The organism is Streptomyces iakyrus (assembly GCF_000717055.1).
In the GTDB taxonomy this organism is placed as follows: Bacteria; Actinomycetota; Actinomycetes; order Streptomycetales; family Streptomycetaceae; genus Streptomyces; species Streptomyces iakyrus.
This window is the reverse complement of record NZ_JNXI01000001.1, coordinates 12,924-27,442: the sequence shown is the minus strand read 5'-3', so window position 1 is coordinate 27,442 and position 14,519 is coordinate 12,924. Positions and strand designations below refer to the sequence as shown.

The window sequence follows — 14,519 nt, the reverse complement described above, 5'->3', positions numbered from 1 at the left end:
CGATCCGCCTACCGACAAGCACCGACGAGGAGTACCACCATGCCGAAGACGACCACCGGCCGCGCCCCCGGTCCCGGCACCCGCCGCACCATGACGGCGGCCGCCCGCGCGGCGGCGAAGCGCGCGGAGCGCGGCCACCGCGAAGCTGGGGCCGCGACGTCCATCGACGAGAGGGCCCCGCGCCGGGCCGAGCGGCCACTCGCCGGACGCACCGTCCTCGTCCAGGCCCCGAAGCACGGCTGGGACGACCCGCCGGAGCCGTCGGCGGAGTCGTTCGAGGAGGACGGGCCGCAAGAGCGGAGCGACCCCGGTCCCGGCGGGCATGGCAAGCTGCTCACCGCGGTCCTGGCCGTCCTGCTCGTCGTCGGCCTGGCCGCGCTCGCCGCCCTGGGATGGCAGTACCGCGAGGGCCGCCTGACGGAGACCGCCCGGACCGAGGCACTCGCGGCCGCGCGGAAGGCGGCGCCAGTCGTCCTGTCGTACGACTACCGTCACCTGGAGAAGGACTTCTCGAGGGCCCGCGCCCACCTGACCGGCGACTTCCGGGACGAGTACGGCAAGACCACGAAGACCGTGGTCGCCCCGACGGCCGAGAAGTACCACGGCATCGTGAAGGCAAGGGTCGCCGCCCCCGGCTCCGGCGGCGCCCCGGCCGCTTCCGTCGTCTCGGCCTCCCCCGACAAGGTCGTCGTCCTGCTGTTCGTCAACCAGGTCACCGAGAGCACTCAGGTGTCGGGGTCCCGCGTGGACCAGAACCGGGTGCGGATGACGATGGACCGTACGGGTGGCGAGTGGAAGGTGAGCGCGGTGGACGCGCTGTGACGGCAGGACCGGGAACCCGTCGATGACACCGGTCCGGGATCAGAGCGACTGACGAGGAACGTCCGCCGGTGCCGAGTGCGCCGTGGCCCGTCGTGTCACCCGCTCCAGGTGCCGTGCCAAGACCTCTCGCGCCTCCGGCGTGAGCGTCCGCAACGCCAGCAGCGCCGTGATGACGACGTCGCACAACTCCGCCTCCACGTCCTCCCACGTGTGCGTGACGCCCTTGCGCGGGTTCTGCCCCGTCGCTCCGATCACCGCCTGTGAGACCTCGCCGACCTCCTCCGACAGTTTCAGGATGCGCAGAAGGAGGCCCTCGCGGCCCTCGACCGGGCGGTTGGTGTCGAGCCACTCGTGCAAGGCGTCGATGGTGGACCAGAGCTCAGGGGCGGGGGGCTGTTCGTTCATGGGCGCGCAGCCTGCCATGCGGGACTGACAACGGCCTCCAGTCCCGGCCCCCGCCCCCTACTCCATGTACTCCTCCTCGAACAACGCCTCCTGCTCCCCCTCCTTCGCCTTCCGCAGGCGCCTCGCCCTGGCCCCCACCACCACCGCCGTACCCGCCGCCGTCGCCGCGAAGGCCGCCGGGATCATCCAGCCGCGGTTCACCGCGTGGCCGAGCAGATGGTCCAGGGAGAGGCGGCCCGGGCCGGTGATGGCCAGGCCCGCTGCCGTCAGGCCGAGCGTCGCGGCGTACTCGTAGCCGCCGCCCTGGTTGAAGAAGCCGTTCGGGGCGTGCACCGCCGCCGCGCCCGCCATCGCGCCGGCCGCCGCCGCGCCCGCGGCCGGGGTGGCCAGGCCCAGGGCCAGCAGCGTGCCGCCGCCGGTCTCCGCGAGGCCCGCCGCCGTCGCGCTCTGCTTGCCGGGGGAGTAGCCGACGGACTCCATGAACTGGCCGGTGCCCTCGATGCCGTGTCCGCCGAACCAGCCGAACAGCTTCTGCGTGCCGTGCGCCACCAGCACACCGCCCGCCCCCAGCCGGAGCAGCAGCAGGCCCAGATCACGTCGGTCGGTACGCTTCACGTCGACTCCCGGAGCAGACAGCAGGAAACAGCCAGCAGGAACAGAGGAACTCTCCTCTTCGCATTTCCACCGTCGCATCCCTCACACCCCGCGACACCCGGCGGACCCGTCCGGGACGCCGTTCGGGTGGCACGGGTGGCGGGCGGGGGTGGCCGGTACGAGGCTGGCTCGCATGACGATTCAGATCACGCGCCTGAGCGATCCGGCCGTCCGGGCCTTCGTGGCCGCCGTGAACAACCACGACCGCGAGAGCTTCATGGCGCTCCTCGCGCCGGGCGCGACCATGGCGGACGACGGCTCCGACCGGGACCTCGCCGACTGGGTGGACCGGGAGATCTTCTCCACCCACGGCCACATGGAGGTCGACAACGAGTCCAACGGCGGCCGTTCCCTCATCGCCCGCTACAGCAACGACACCTGGGGAGAGATGCGCACCCGGTGGAGCTTCACCGTGGACGAGGACGGCCGGATCAGCCGCTTCGAGACCGGGCAGGCCTGAACCCCGCCCGGACCGGGCGATTCACCGCGCCACCGTCGCCAGTACGTCATGCCCCAGCCGCCGGATCACATCCGTCGCGAGACGGTGCCGCACCAGCTTGCCCTCGCGCGTCGAGCGCACCAGCCCCGCTTCACGCAGGGTCCTGAGGGCACGGGAGACCTGCGGTTCGCTGGAGCCCAGCCGAGCGGCGAGCTCCGAGGTCGTGATGGGCTCGCCCATCAGATGACGGCACAGCTCCATCCGGGCCGGTGAGGTCAGCGCCATCAGGCGGTCCTGGAGATCGCGCAGGGTCAGCTGGCCGCCCGGGGTCGCGGCGGGCACCGGGTACTGCACCGCCACGCACGACGGGTGCTCGTGTTTGACCGTGAGGTGGGGCCACACCCGGGCGGACGGCACCAGGACGAGGGGCCGCGGGGCCACCTTCACCTCGTCGGTCTGCAACTTGTCCAGCCGGACGCGTTCCCCCGGCCCGACCACCCGGGCCGCCGTCGGCAGCAACTCACTGAGCACGTCGGTAGGGGAGCGGACCGCCAGTCTGCGGCGGACTTCCCGCGCGTGCTCCTCCAGGACCGGCCGCAGGCTTCGCCAGTCCTCCGCGAAGAACGCCGCGTCGGCGGCCCGCAGCACCGCCAGCAGCCTGTCCCGCAGCTCGAGCGGGGCCGCCACCAGGTGTCGCGCCAGTTCCCCTCGGGCGTAGGAGCGGCGCAGACAGCTGCGGGCGAAGTCCTCCGCGGCCCAGGTGCCGGCGCGCAGCTCCCGGGCCGGTGGCACGGGCAGCGCCGTGGTGCCGAGGACTCCGGGTGCCACCAGGTCCAGGAACTCCTCGGTCGGCAGCGCCTCGATCGCGGTCAGTTCCTCGTCCAGGTTCGCCGCGAGCGGCAGGGTACGGGGGAAGAACAGGCGGCAGCGGAAGCGGGCCCAGAGCGGGGCGAAGAAGGTCAGCTCGTCGCGCAGCTCGGGGGCCGCCGGGGTGGCGTGGGCCGCCCAGCCGGCGGCCTCGGGGTGGTGCTCGGGTTCGGCGAGCACATGCAGGCTCGCCATCAGTTCCGACAGCGGGGAGGACCCGGCCGCGAGATCCGCGGGGCCGAGTCCTCCGAGGTCGAGGACGATGCTCACGCTGTCACCGTACGGCGGAACTACCGCACCGGCGCCCCGGGGCCGAGCGGAATGCCCAGCAGGTACCAGGCGAAGAACAGCAGCACCCACACCGCCAGCATGATCATGGCGACGGGCAGGGTGAAGGAGACCAGCGTGCCGATGCCGGCCTTGCGGCGCAGCGTCTGGAGATAGCCGACGCAGAGCATGAACGAGGTGCTCATCGGGGTGATGGAGTTCGTGCAGGAGTCGGCGATGCGGTAGAGCGCCATGGTCGTGGCCGGGCTGGTGCCGAGCAGCATCAGCATCGGCACCAGTGCCGGGGCGACCAGCGTCCACAGGGCGGAGCCGGAGGTGATGAGCAGGTTCATCAGCGCGACCGCGACGATCAGCAGCGTGAACAGCAGCAGTGTTGGCGCACCCAGCCGCTTGAGGAAGTCCGCGCCCTCGACCGCGACGACCGTGGCGATGTTGGTCCACTTGAACAGGGCGAGGAACTGGGACACGGCGAAGAAGAGCACCAGCAGCGGTGCGATGGAGCGCACTCCGTCCGCCATGAACTCCGGTATCGCGCGGCTCCCGCTGATCCGTCCGGTGAGACGCCCGTAGACGGTGCCGGTGAGCAGGAAGAAGACGGTGAGGAAGACGGCGATGGCGTTCATGAAGGTGGACTCCACGATGGCTCCGCCCTCGCCGCGCAGTGGTGACGAGTCCGGCAGCATCGCGAGCACGATCAGCGCGGCGTAGCCGAGCACGGCCACGCCGGTCAGCTTCAGTGCCCGGCGCTCGGTGGTGTCGTCGGTTCCGGTCGCGACGGTTCGTCCGGCCGCGGCCGCCTCCAGGTCCGCGTCGGGGATCAGCCGGTGCTCACGCTTGGCGAGGATCTTGTCCACGACCAGGGCGATGGTGCCGGCCAGGACGAACGCCGAGACGGTGGTGAAGTACATGTTGTCCGTCGCACGGACCACCACGTCCTTGTCGACCAGCTGCGCGGCCTCCGTGGCCACGGAGGCGAACAACGCGTCCCCCGGGGCGATCAGGGGGTTGGCGTCGCCCGCGGCGTTGATAGAGACGAACGCGACGATCATGCCGAGCATGGGGGAGCGGCCCACGGCACGGAAGGCCACCGCCCCCAGCGGAATCAGGACCACGTAGGCGGAGTCCGACAGGAACTTCCCCAGCACGCCGCCCAGCGCCACCCCCAGGACGACCGAACGCGGGGAAAGCCCCGAGAGCATGCGGCGGGCCAGCGCCTCGAAGAGCCCGGAGCGCTCGGCGACCGCCACGCCGAGCATCACCATCAGCACCACACCGAGCGGCCCGAAGGTGACGAAGGATTCCTCGGCGCCCGTGACGAGGTCCCGCACGGCATCCGCCGACAGCGCGCTGCGCACGCCCACCAGGTCACCCGAGGACGGATCCTCGACCCGCAGCCCGGACGCGTGCAACGCCCAGCTGAGGACGGCGACGCCGCCGCACAGGATCCAGAACAGCCAGAACGGATGCGGCAACGCGTTCCCCGCACGCTCCACCAGGTCGAGAAGCCGGGAACCACGTCCCTCCTCGCCGGGCTCGGGGCCCTGCACCTCCGGGGTGTGACGGATGGGTGTGCTCATGGCGGCCTCCTGTGAGGGCGGGGGAGGAAGAAAAGGGGCGGGAGGAGACGGGCGAAGGGCAGGAAGGGGAGGAAAAGGAGAAAGCGGGACGGGAGGTCCGGCTTGCGCTGCACAGTAGGGCCCGGAACCGCCCCCGTCACCGTCCGGAGCCACAGTTGACCTCATGACGTCAAGTGATCGCCCCTGAGCCGGGCGCATGCCTAGCGTCACGGACGTGACCTCGTACGATGTGCCCCCCGACACCGCCGCCCGCCCCGATGGGCCGGAACCCCTTCAGGACGGCGCCCTGTGGCGCCACACCCTGCGCGTCCCGACGCGGGACGGAGTCGCGCTCGCCGCCGACCTGTACTCGGCCTCGCCCACGCCGGAGGCGACCGCACTCCCGGTGCTCCTCGAGCGCACCCCGTACGGCCGGCGCGCCCAGCGGGGCTCGGACCAGGACCGCGCCGACGCGCCGCTCCCGCGTCCGGAGGACATCGCCCGCCACTTCACTGACGCGGGCTACCACGTCGTACGGCAGGACTGCCGGGGGCGCGGCGACTCCGAGGGAACGTTCGTGAAGTATCTGAGTGAGGGCCCGGACGGTGCGGACACCATCGCCTGGATCAGGAACCGGCCCTGGTGCGACGGCCGGGTGGTGATGACCGGGGTCTCCTACTCGGCGCACTGCCAGTCGGCCGCGGCGGCCGAAGGGCCCGAGGGTCTGGCGGCCATGTTCCAGGACTCGGGCGGCTTCTCCTCCGCCTACGACGCGGGACTGCGGATGGGCGGCGCCTTCGAGCTGAAACAGGTGACCTGGGCGCTGCGCCACGCACTGCACAGCCCGGAGGCGGCGGCGGACCCGGTGCTGACGGAGGCGCTGCTGCGGGTGGACGTGGCGGGCTGGTTCGGCGCGATGCCGTGGCGCCCCGGCTGCACACCTCTGCGCCACCTGCCGGCGTACGAGGCCTATCTACTGGAACAGTGGCGACAGGACGCCTTCGGTGACTACTACCGCGCCCCGGCGATCTACGGCCGTGGCTTCTACCACCGTTTCCCGGACGCGCCGAGCCTGCACATGGGCAGCTGGTACGACCCCTACGTCCGCTCCACGATCGAGAACTTCACCGCGCTGCGGGAACGGAAGTCGGCCCCCTCCTACCTGGTCATGGGGCCCTGGACACACGGTCACCGCTGCGAGACGCACGCGGGGGACGTGGACTTCGGCCCGCGCTCGACACTCGACGGCAACCTGGCGCCCTCGTACCTGGACTTCCGCCGCCGCTGGTTCGACAGAGCGCTCGGACGGGAGGTGACGGACGGGGACGACCTCCCGGTCGTGCAGTACTTCCTCATGGGCGGAGGCGACGGCAGGCGGAACGCGGCGGGCAGGATGCGTCACGGCGGTACGTGGCGCGCGGACACGCGCTGGCCGCCGGCGTCGACCGCACCGGTGGTCCTCTACTTCAGCGCCGACGGCGGTCTGTCCACCGCCCCGCCCACCACACCCACTGCCTCGGTGACCTACGACTTCGACCCACGCCACCCGGTCCCCACCATGGGCGGCCAAGTCACTTCGGGCGAACCGGTGATGTCGGGCGGCGCATTCGACCAGAACGCCCCGGACGCCCGCATCCACGGCGCCCACGCCCCCTACCTGCCCCTGGACTCCCGCCCCGATGTGATCACCCTGACCACACCACCACTGGAACGGGACGTGGTCCTCGCCGGTCCGGTCTCGGCGACACTCCACATCTCCACCTCGGCTCCGGACACCGACTTCACCATCAAACTCATAGACGTCCACCCGCCCAACGCGGACTATCCGCACGGCTTCGCCATGAATCTCACCGACGGCATAGTGCGCTGCCGCTTCCACCGCTCACGGGAACACCCGGAGCTGCTCGTACCGGGCGAGGTGTACGAGATAGAGGTGACGGCCCCCGACACGGCCAACCTCTTCGCCGCCGGCCACCGCATCCGTCTGGACGTCTCGTCGAGCAATTTCCCCCGCTTCGACGTCAACAGCAACACGGGCGAACCGGAGGCGACGGCCCGCCGTACGGTCTCGGCCACCAACACGGTCCACATGGACGCGGGGCGTCCGTCCCACGTGAGGATCTGGGTGGAAGGGGGACCGTCCGTACTGCGATGACCGTCTGCACGGCGATGACCGCCTGTACCGCGGTGGCCGTCCGTACCGCGGTCACCGTCCGGCCTGTGCGGCAGTCGTTCCACGCGCACCGGTGCGTACTCCGCGGTCCCTCGCGGAGTCCACCCCCACCCGGTGCGGTGGAACGACTGCCGCCTCCCCCCTGGATGTGGCCGACGGAAGCGGTCTGCTCCAACTGTGAAGCTTTGGTGTAGGAGAGTTGAGCATAAGTCCCCTACCGGCCGCAATGGGGCGGACGTTGGTATTCCGTTTGTGCAGGTTGACGAGTTGACGAATTGCGTCGCGCGCTCAGCCGCGTCCGACGTACGGCATCGCCGTCGCCAGCACCGTCGCGAACTGCACGTTCGCCTCCAGCGGCAGCTCCGCCATGTGCCGCACCGTGCGGGCCACGTCCGCGACGTCCATCACGGGTTCCGGGGCGACTTCCCCATTCGCCTGGAGCGCTCCCGTCTGCATACGGGACGTCATGTCGGTGGCCGCGTTGCCGATGTCGATCTGCCCGACGGCGATTCCGTACGGCCGGCCGTCCAGGGAGAGGGACTTCGTCAGGCCGGTCAGGGCGTGCTTGGTCGCCGTGTAGGCCACCGACTGCGGGCGGGGCGTGTGCGCGGAGATGGAGCCGTTGTTGATGATCCGGCCGCCCTGCGGGTCCTGCTCCTTCATCTGCCGGTACGCCGCCTGCGCGCACAGGAACGCCCCGTTGAGGTTGGTGTCCACCACGTGCCGCCAGGCCTCGTAGGGCAGTTCCTCGACCGGGACACCGCCGGGGCCGAACGTGCCGGCGTTGTTGAACAGCAGGTCGACCCGGCCGAAACGCCCGACGGTCGCGGCGAACAGGGCGTTCACGTCCTCGGGGCGGGAGACGTCCGTGCGTACCGCCAGGGACGCGGCCCCGGATGCCCGGGCCGCCGTCTCCTCCAGTGTCTCCACGCGCCGGCCCGCCAGCGCCACCGACCAGCCCGAGCGCAGCAGTTCCACGGCGACCGCCCGGCCGATGCCGGAACCCGCCCCGGTCACCACCGCGATCGCATTTTCCTTGGCATTCATGGCCCCGCAGCGTACGGGACCCTCACGGTGGCCCCCCGGGGTACGAGCGCGTCAGGCCGGCATGAGCTCCGGCTCGCCCGTCTCGTCGGGATAGCGGACGCCGACGCGCTCGCGGATCGCGTCGAGCGTCCGCATCACGGCCAGCGTGCCGTCCAGCGGCACCAGCGGGGACTCCGTCTCGCCGGCGCGCACCGCCCGCATGACCTCCAGCGCCTCGTGGCGCATGCTGTTGCGCGGGCCGTCCGCCGGGTCGGCGGTGAACTCCTCGGCGTCACGGCCGTCCCGGTGCAGGACGAAACGGTCCGGGAAGAAGAACCCGTGCGGGATGTCGATCCGGCCCTTGGAGCCGGTGACCGACGCGGAGGTCGCCGTACCGCCCACGATGGAGCAGTGCACCGAGCCGAGCGCGCCGCTGTCGAAGGAGAGCACCGCCGCCGTCTGGAGGTCGACGCCCTCCTCGGAGAGCACCGCCCGCGCCACGACGTCCGACGGCTCCCCGAGCAGCAGCTGCGCGAACGACACCGGATACACGCCCAGATCGAGCAGCGCGCCGCCGCCCAGCTCCGGGTTGCGCAGCCGGTGCGAGGGCGGGAACGGGCCGGCCAGCCCGAAGTCGGCCTGGACGCTGCGCACCTCGCCGATCACGCCGTCGTCGACGAGCGCCTTCAGCCGCCGGATCAGCGGGTTGCAGTACATCCACATCGCCTCCATCAGGAAGCGGTCGTGCTCCCGCGCCAGCGCGACGAGTTCCTCCGCCTCGCGCACGTTCAGCGTGAAGGGCTTCTCGCACAGCACGTGCCGCCCGGCCGCCAGACACAGCCCGGCGGCGGTCCGGTGCGCCGTGTGCGGGGTGGCGACGTAGACGACATCGATGTCCTCGTCCTGCGCGAGGGCGTTCCAGTCGCCGTAGGCCCGGGGGATCCCGAACCGCTCCGCGAACGTCTTCGCCGACGCCTCCGACCGGGACGCCACCGCCACGACCTCCGCGTCCGGCAGGTCGATCAGATCCGCGGTGAACGCGCCCGCTATCCCGCCGGTCGCCAGGATCCCCCACCGCACCGTGTCCGCCGTCATTGCCGCCCCGCCTCCACCTCGTGACCCCGAGCACTGCGTACGAGCTGAGAGCATAGGTGGCGATCGAACGCAGAGGGAGGGACTCATGCCCGAGGGTGGGGCGTCCATATCGAAGACCGCACAGGAGGCATCGAAGACCGCGCAGGAGGCATCGGACACCGCGCAGGAGGCCGCAGCAGGGACGGAGCGGCCCGACCGCACACCGCACCGCCGCACCGGGCTCCTGGTCACCTTCCTCCTCGGAAGCCTGACCGCCGTGCCGCCGCTGGCGATGGACATGTACCTCCCGTCCCTGCCGGAGGTCACCCGTTCCCTGCACGCGCCCGCAGCGACCGTGCAGCTCACCCTCACGGCCTGCCTGGCCGGCATGGCGCTCGGGCAGCTCGTGGTCGGGCCGATGAGCGACCGGTGGGGGCGCCGCCGTCCGCTGCTCGCCGGGCTCGCCGTCTTCGTCGTCGCGACCGTCCTGTGCGCGCTCGCCCCCACCGTCGAGCTGCTGGTGGCCTTCCGGCTGGCCCAGGGCCTGGCGGGCGCGGCCGCCATCGTGATCGCCCGGGCCGTCGTCCGCGACCTCTACGACGGCATGGCCATGGCCCGCTTCTTCTCCACCCTGATGCTGATCTCCGGGGTCGCCCCCATCGTGGCGCCGCTGATCGGCGGGCAGGTCCTGCGCGTCACGGACTGGCGGGGCGTGTTCGCCGTCCTCACGGTCATCGGCGTGCTGATCGGGGTCCTGGTGTGGGCGCGGCTGCCCGAGACGCTGGCGCCCGCCGATCGGCACAGCGGCGGCGTCGGCGAGGCCCTGCGCTCGATGCGCGGCCTGCTCGCCGACCGCTCCTTCGCCGGCTACACCCTCGCCGGCGGCTTCGCCTTCGCGTCCTTGTTCGCCTACATCTCGGCCTCCCCGTTCGTCATCCAGGAGATCTACGGCGCCTCCCCGCAGACGTTCAGCCTGCTGTTCGGCGTCAACTCCGTCGGGCTGGTCCTCGTCGGCCAGATCAACGGCAAGGTCCTGGTCGGCCGGGTCAGCCTCGACCGGGTGCTGGGCATCGGCCTCGCGATCGTCATCACCGCCGCGACCGCGCTGCTGCTGATGTCCCTGGGCGTCTTCGGCGAGGTCGGGCTCGTGCCCGTCGCCGCCGCGCTGTTCGTGCTGATGTCCGCGATGGGCATCACCCTGCCCAACACCCAGGCCCTCGCCCTGATGCGCACCAAGCACGCCGCGGGCTCCGCATCGGCCCTGCTCGGCACCACCTCGTTCCTCATCGGCGCGATCGCCTCCCCGCTCGTCGGCGTCGCCGGGGAGGACACCGCCCTCCCGATGGCCGTCGTCCAACTGGCCGCCGCACTGGTGGCACTTGCCTGCTTCATGGGAATGTGCCGACCCTGGAAGAAGGAGAGCAGCCGCCCGAGCGTGGAGGGAGCAGTCAGCTGAGCGCACCCAGACTGCGCGACGGCACGCCGGAACGGGCCGGACTCGACCCCGCGGAGCTGCGTCACCTCGTCCGGGAGGTCCACGTCCTGACCACCGGGCAGCGCCCCTGGGCGCCCGGAGCCGTCCTGGTCGTCGGGCGCGGCCCGGTGATCGCGGTCGAGGAGGCCGCGGGGTGGGCCGTGCGCTACGCGGCCTACGACCCGGAGGCCGACGCCGGGGTGGAACTGCCCCCCGAGGACCGGGTCCCGATGACCGTCGGCACGCCCTTCGACCTGGCGTCCCTGACCAAACTGTTCACGTCCGTGGCCGCCGTGCAGCAGATCGAGCGCGGCACGCTCGGCATCGACGCGAAGGTCGGGGCGTACCTGCCCGACTTCACGGCGGCCGTCCGGCACGGCATCACGGTGCGGCAGCTGCTCACCCACACGTCGGGGCTGCGGCCCGAACTGCCCCTCTACGACTACGCCGACGACGCGCAGCGGCTCGCCGCGCTCCAGGCGGAGCAGCCGGTCGGCGTACCGGGCACGTACCGCTACTCCGACCTCAACATGCTCCTGCTCCAGTACGTCCTGGAGCGCGTCACCGGCCGCACCCTCGACGTCCTCGTCCACGACGGCATCACCCGGCCGCTGGGCATGACGGCGACGGACTTCGGGCCCTGCCCGGGCGCCGCGGCGACGGAGGACCAGCGGCGCCCGTGGGCCAAGGCGGACCGGGGGATGCTGCGGGGCGAGGTCCACGACGAGAACGCCTGGGCCCTCGGGGGCGTGGCCGGCCACGCGGGCCTGTTCTCCACCGGCCGGGACCTCGCGGTGTTCTGCCGCACCCTCCTCGCCGGCGGCTCCCACGGCCCCGCCCGCATCCTCGGCCCCGACTTCGTCGAGCTCCTCTTCACACCGCCCGGCCTCGGCTTCTCCCTCGACCAGCCCTGGTTCATGGGCGACCTGGCGGGCCGCGGCGCGGCCGGCCACACGGGCTTCACCGGCACGTCCCTCGTCCTCGACCCGGCCACGGACACGTTTCTGATCCTCCTCACCAACGCGGTCCATCCCCGCCGCCGCCACCCGGACAGCGCACCCAGGGCGGCAGCGGGGTCACGGGTGGCTCGGGCGGTGCGGTGACTTCTGCCGGCCGCTCCGGCCAGGAGCGAGCAGGGGGCGTCCGGGGAGCGCCGCGCCCGCCCCGCCCGCCTCGTAGAATCGCCGGGTGAACGCCCCCGCACCCCCGGCCGAAAATCTCCGTGCCGCTCTTGCCGGTCTGCTCGACGGGCTGCCGCCGCGGCAGGCCTCGCAGGCGGTCGAGCGGCTGATCGCCAGCTACCGGGGGGCCACCCCGACCGACGCTCCCATCCTCCGGGACCGGGCCGACGTCGCCGCCTACGCCGCCTACCGGATGCCCGCGACCTTCGAGGCCGTGCGCGCCGCGCTGGAGGCGTTCGCGGACGCCGTGCCCGCGTGGGTGCCGGGCGGGCACACCGACCTCGGTGGGGGCACGGGCGCCGCCGCCTGGGCCGTGAACGCGGTCTGGGGCGGGGAGCGGCCCGTCACCGTGCTCGACTGGGCCGAGCCCGCGCTCGCCCTGGGGCGGGAGATCGCCGCGGCCAACCCGGAACTGCGGGACGTACGCTGGCAGCGCTCCCGGCTCGGAGCGGCTCTCACCCTCGACAGCACGGACCTCGTCACCGTCTCCTACGTCCTCAACGAGCTGACCGCCGCCGACCGCACCGCCCTCGTCGACGCCGCCGCGGCCGCCGCGCAGGCCGTCGTGATCGTCGAACCCGGCACCCCCGACGGCTACGCCCGCCTCATCGAGGCGCGCGACCGGCTGATCACGGCCGGTTTCCGCATCGCCGCCCCCTGCCCGCACAGCGCCGCCTGCCCCATCGCCCCCGGCACGGACTGGTGCCACTTCTCCGCCCGGGTCAGCCGCTCCTCGCTGCACCGCCAGGTCAAGGGCGGCTCGCTCGCCTACGAGGACGAGAAGTTCGCCTACGTCGCCGCCGCCCGCTTCCCCGCCGAACCGGCTGCCAACCGGGTCGTCCGGCGCCCCCAGATCCGCAAGGGCCAGGTCCTCCTGGACCTGTGCGAGAGCGAACCGTCCCTGCGCCGCGCCACCGTCACCAAGCGCCACGGCGACCTGTACAGGGCCGCACGGGACGCCGACTGGGGAGACGCCTGGCCGCCCTCCTGAGCAGCTGCCGCCGTTCACGCCGCACGGAGACCGGCGCCCTGCCCCGGCCCGCGCCTCGGCGCGAGGTCGGCTACAGCGGCTCCTGACCCGCCCAGCGGACCAGCGTGTCCTCCGCCGAGGCCCGGTCGGCGGGGGACAGGTCCGCGATGTCGGCGCCGTGATTCGCGCCCGGTGCCCACAGCAGCCGTGAGCCCGGGCCGCCGGGGCGGAAGTGCTCGGCGACGGCGGGGTCCCGGGTGCCGTTGACGAACAGCAGCCGGCTGCCGCGCCGCCGGACCCAGCGGTCGATGTCGGGCATGGCGGCCCGGTCGAAGCGCAGGGGGACGTCCCGGGGGACGAAACTGCGCGGCTCGGCGGCGCCCGGGTGGCGGAGCAGGTCCGCTAGGTGCGCGGTGGGGAAGCTGCCGTACCCCAGTTGGGTGCCGATCTGGTACCAGTACGGGATGTAGTTCCGGGCGGTCGTGTCGGCGTACAGGGCCAGGCCCGCGGTGTCGTCCAGCCAGGTGTACAGCTCCTCGGACGTCGCCCCGGGGCCGGGGATCGCCGCGATGTCGGCCGGTGTACCGCGCTGCCAGAACATGAACGGCGCACGCAGGACGGCGATTTCGAGTGCCCTGTCGGCGCCGCCCACGAGCCGGAAGGTGTCGCCGGAGGCGGCCGCCCAGGCGTCGTAGCGGGCGACCAGCCCGGCCCGGCGCAGCAGGATCGCCCGCTGGGCCGCCTTCAGGGCCTCCCGCGCCGCTGGGGTGCCGACCGTCTCCAGGAAGCGGAGGTACGCGGAGTCGTCGCGGTCGTCGGCGTTGTTCGGGGCCGAATAGACCAGCGTGCCGTTGACGTCGTGGGGATGGAAACGGCGGTGGTAGACGCTCGCCATGCCGCCCTTGCTGCCGCCGGTGGAGATCCACGCGCCGGGGTAGAGCCGGCGGAAGAGCCGCACGACACGGTGGTGGTCGTCGGCGGCCTGGCGGATCGTGAGGTGGGCGTAACCGGGGTCCGCGGGGCGTGATGCGCCGAAGTAACGGTGTTCGACCTGGAGCTGGTTGGCGCCGAGCAGCACGGCCGGTTCGGTCCGCCGGGGGGTGAGGACCGCCTGGTAGCCCGTGCTGAACAGCACGGTGGGGCGGTCGGCGGCGGTGTGGAGCAGGGTGAGGCGCTGTTCGAAGGTGCCCGCGGCGGGGTTCGTGTGGTCGACCGGCTGGCGCAGGCCCAGGACGAAGTGCCGGTACCCCGGTTCGGCGTCCTGCCGCTCCTCGATCAGACGCACTCCGGGCAGGGCCCTCAAGGCGTCGGCCACGTCGGCTTCGGCGGAGCGGGCCGTCGCTGCCGCCGCCCGCGCGGGCGGGGCCGCCGCGGTGGCGAGGCCCGCCGCCGGGAGGGCCGTGGCCGCTGCCGGGAGGGCCGTGGCCGCCGCCGAGGTGAGCAGCCGTCGTCTGGTCCATGCGGTCATGAGCCGAGTCCTCCCGGGTGTCCGTGCGGCGGTGTGCGCCGGTCGCGGGCCGCGACCGCCTCAGTACATCCGCCGCACGTCCCGGGAGGATCCCGCGCGCGGGGGTCCGGTCTCCCTCGCGC

General features: G+C 72.6%; 13 protein-coding genes. 6 read left to right on the top strand and 7 right to left on the bottom strand.

From position 1 onward, the window contains the following. Positions 1 to 39 precede the first annotated feature (39 nt). Positions 40 to 822: an Rv1363c family protein gene (locus tag OO68_RS00145; protein WP_033306002.1), complete on the top strand. Its 783-nt coding sequence runs from the start codon at positions 40 to 42 to the stop codon at positions 820 to 822. Positions 823 to 861: 39 nt separating this feature from the next. Here the strand turns inward: OO68_RS00145 and OO68_RS00140 are convergent, their stop codons facing one another. Continuing rightward, positions 862 to 1,227, bottom strand: a complete 366-nt coding sequence (locus OO68_RS00140; RefSeq protein WP_033306415.1) for a MazG-like family protein — start codon at positions 1,225 to 1,227, stop codon at positions 862 to 864. Positions 1,228 to 1,284: 57 nt separating this feature from the next. After that, the gene (locus tag OO68_RS00135) at positions 1,285 to 1,842 is read right to left on the bottom strand and encodes a DoxX family protein (protein ID WP_033306001.1); all 558 of its coding nucleotides are present in this window, start codon (positions 1,840 to 1,842) and stop codon (positions 1,285 to 1,287) included. Positions 1,843 to 2,014: 172 nt separating this feature from the next. On the opposite strand from OO68_RS00135, the gene OO68_RS00130 reads away from it, so the two are divergent. Next, positions 2,015 to 2,341, top strand: coding sequence for a hypothetical protein (locus tag OO68_RS00130; RefSeq protein WP_033306000.1), 327 nt, complete (start codon positions 2,015 to 2,017; stop codon positions 2,339 to 2,341). Positions 2,342 to 2,362: 21 nt separating this feature from the next. On the opposite strand, the gene OO68_RS00125 is transcribed toward OO68_RS00130, so the two are convergent. Beyond that, a complete protein-coding gene (locus tag OO68_RS00125) occupies positions 2,363 to 3,457 on the bottom strand; it encodes an ArsR/SmtB family transcription factor (RefSeq protein WP_033305999.1) in 1,095 nt (364 codons plus the stop codon). 20 nt (positions 3,458 to 3,477) lie between these two features. Then, positions 3,478 to 5,052: an AbgT family transporter gene (locus tag OO68_RS00120; protein ID WP_078625109.1), complete on the bottom strand. Its 1,575-nt coding sequence runs from the start codon at positions 5,050 to 5,052 to the stop codon at positions 3,478 to 3,480. 214 nt (positions 5,053 to 5,266) lie between these two features. On the opposite strand from OO68_RS00120, the gene OO68_RS00115 reads away from it, so the two are divergent. Next, complete coding sequence (locus tag OO68_RS00115; protein ID WP_245236862.1) at positions 5,267 to 7,186, top strand: CocE/NonD family hydrolase; 1,920 nt, start codon at positions 5,267 to 5,269, stop codon at positions 7,184 to 7,186. Between the two features lie 306 nt (positions 7,187 to 7,492). On the opposite strand, the gene OO68_RS00110 is transcribed toward OO68_RS00115, so the two are convergent. Both OO68_RS00110 and OO68_RS00105 read right to left on the bottom strand, forming a co-directional pair. Beyond that, complete coding sequence (locus OO68_RS00110; RefSeq protein WP_033305998.1) at positions 7,493 to 8,251, bottom strand: SDR family oxidoreductase; 759 nt, start codon at positions 8,249 to 8,251, stop codon at positions 7,493 to 7,495. A gap of 51 nt (positions 8,252 to 8,302) precedes the next feature. Beyond that, a complete protein-coding gene (locus OO68_RS00105) occupies positions 8,303 to 9,325 on the bottom strand; it encodes a Gfo/Idh/MocA family protein (protein ID WP_033305997.1) in 1,023 nt (340 codons plus the stop codon). Between the two features lie 85 nt (positions 9,326 to 9,410). Here OO68_RS00105 and OO68_RS00100 point away from each other — a divergent pair, with 85 nt between their 5' ends. The 3 genes from OO68_RS00100 (at position 9,411) to OO68_RS00090 (ending at position 12,950) form a co-directional block, all read left to right on the top strand. Further along, entirely contained in the window at positions 9,411 to 10,760 is a 1,350-nt protein-coding gene (locus tag OO68_RS00100; RefSeq protein ID WP_033305996.1) for a multidrug effflux MFS transporter, read from the top strand. Beyond that, positions 10,703 to 11,881: a serine hydrolase domain-containing protein gene (locus OO68_RS00095; RefSeq protein WP_033305995.1), complete on the top strand. Its 1,179-nt coding sequence runs from the start codon at positions 10,703 to 10,705 to the stop codon at positions 11,879 to 11,881. The genes OO68_RS00100 and OO68_RS00095 overlap by 58 nt, the downstream gene beginning before the upstream one ends. Positions 11,882 to 11,966: 85 nt before the next feature. Further along, complete coding sequence (locus OO68_RS00090) at positions 11,967 to 12,950, top strand: small ribosomal subunit Rsm22 family protein (protein WP_033305994.1); 984 nt, start codon at positions 11,967 to 11,969, stop codon at positions 12,948 to 12,950. A gap of 70 nt (positions 12,951 to 13,020) precedes the next feature. Here OO68_RS00090 and OO68_RS00085 read toward each other — a convergent pair whose 3' ends face one another. Then, positions 13,021 to 14,397 (bottom strand): S28 family serine protease, encoded by a 1,377-nt coding sequence (locus OO68_RS00085; RefSeq protein ID WP_033305993.1) that lies wholly within the window; start codon positions 14,395 to 14,397, stop codon positions 13,021 to 13,023. Positions 14,398 to 14,519 lie beyond the last annotated feature (122 nt).

Coding starts and splice junctions, on each gene's coding strand:
- OO68_RS00120 (WP_078625109.1), bottom strand. CDS start 5,052: ATGAGCACACCCATCCGTCACACCCCGGAGGTGCAGGGCCCCGAGCCC.
- OO68_RS00105 (WP_033305997.1), bottom strand. CDS start 9,325: ATGACGGCGGACACGGTGCGGTGGGGGATCCTGGCGACCGGCGGGATA.
- OO68_RS00145 (WP_033306002.1), top strand. CDS start 40: ATGCCGAAGACGACCACCGGCCGCGCCCCCGGTCCCGGCACCCGCCGC.
- OO68_RS00110 (WP_033305998.1), bottom strand. CDS start 8,251: ATGAATGCCAAGGAAAATGCGATCGCGGTGGTGACCGGGGCGGGTTCC.
- OO68_RS00130 (WP_033306000.1), top strand. CDS start 2,015: ATGACGATTCAGATCACGCGCCTGAGCGATCCGGCCGTCCGGGCCTTC.
- OO68_RS00140 (WP_033306415.1), bottom strand. CDS start 1,227: ATGAACGAACAGCCCCCCGCCCCTGAGCTCTGGTCCACCATCGACGCC.
- OO68_RS00085 (WP_033305993.1), bottom strand. CDS start 14,397: ATGACCGCATGGACCAGACGACGGCTGCTCACCTCGGCGGCGGCCACG.
- OO68_RS00100 (WP_033305996.1), top strand. CDS start 9,411: ATGCCCGAGGGTGGGGCGTCCATATCGAAGACCGCACAGGAGGCATCG.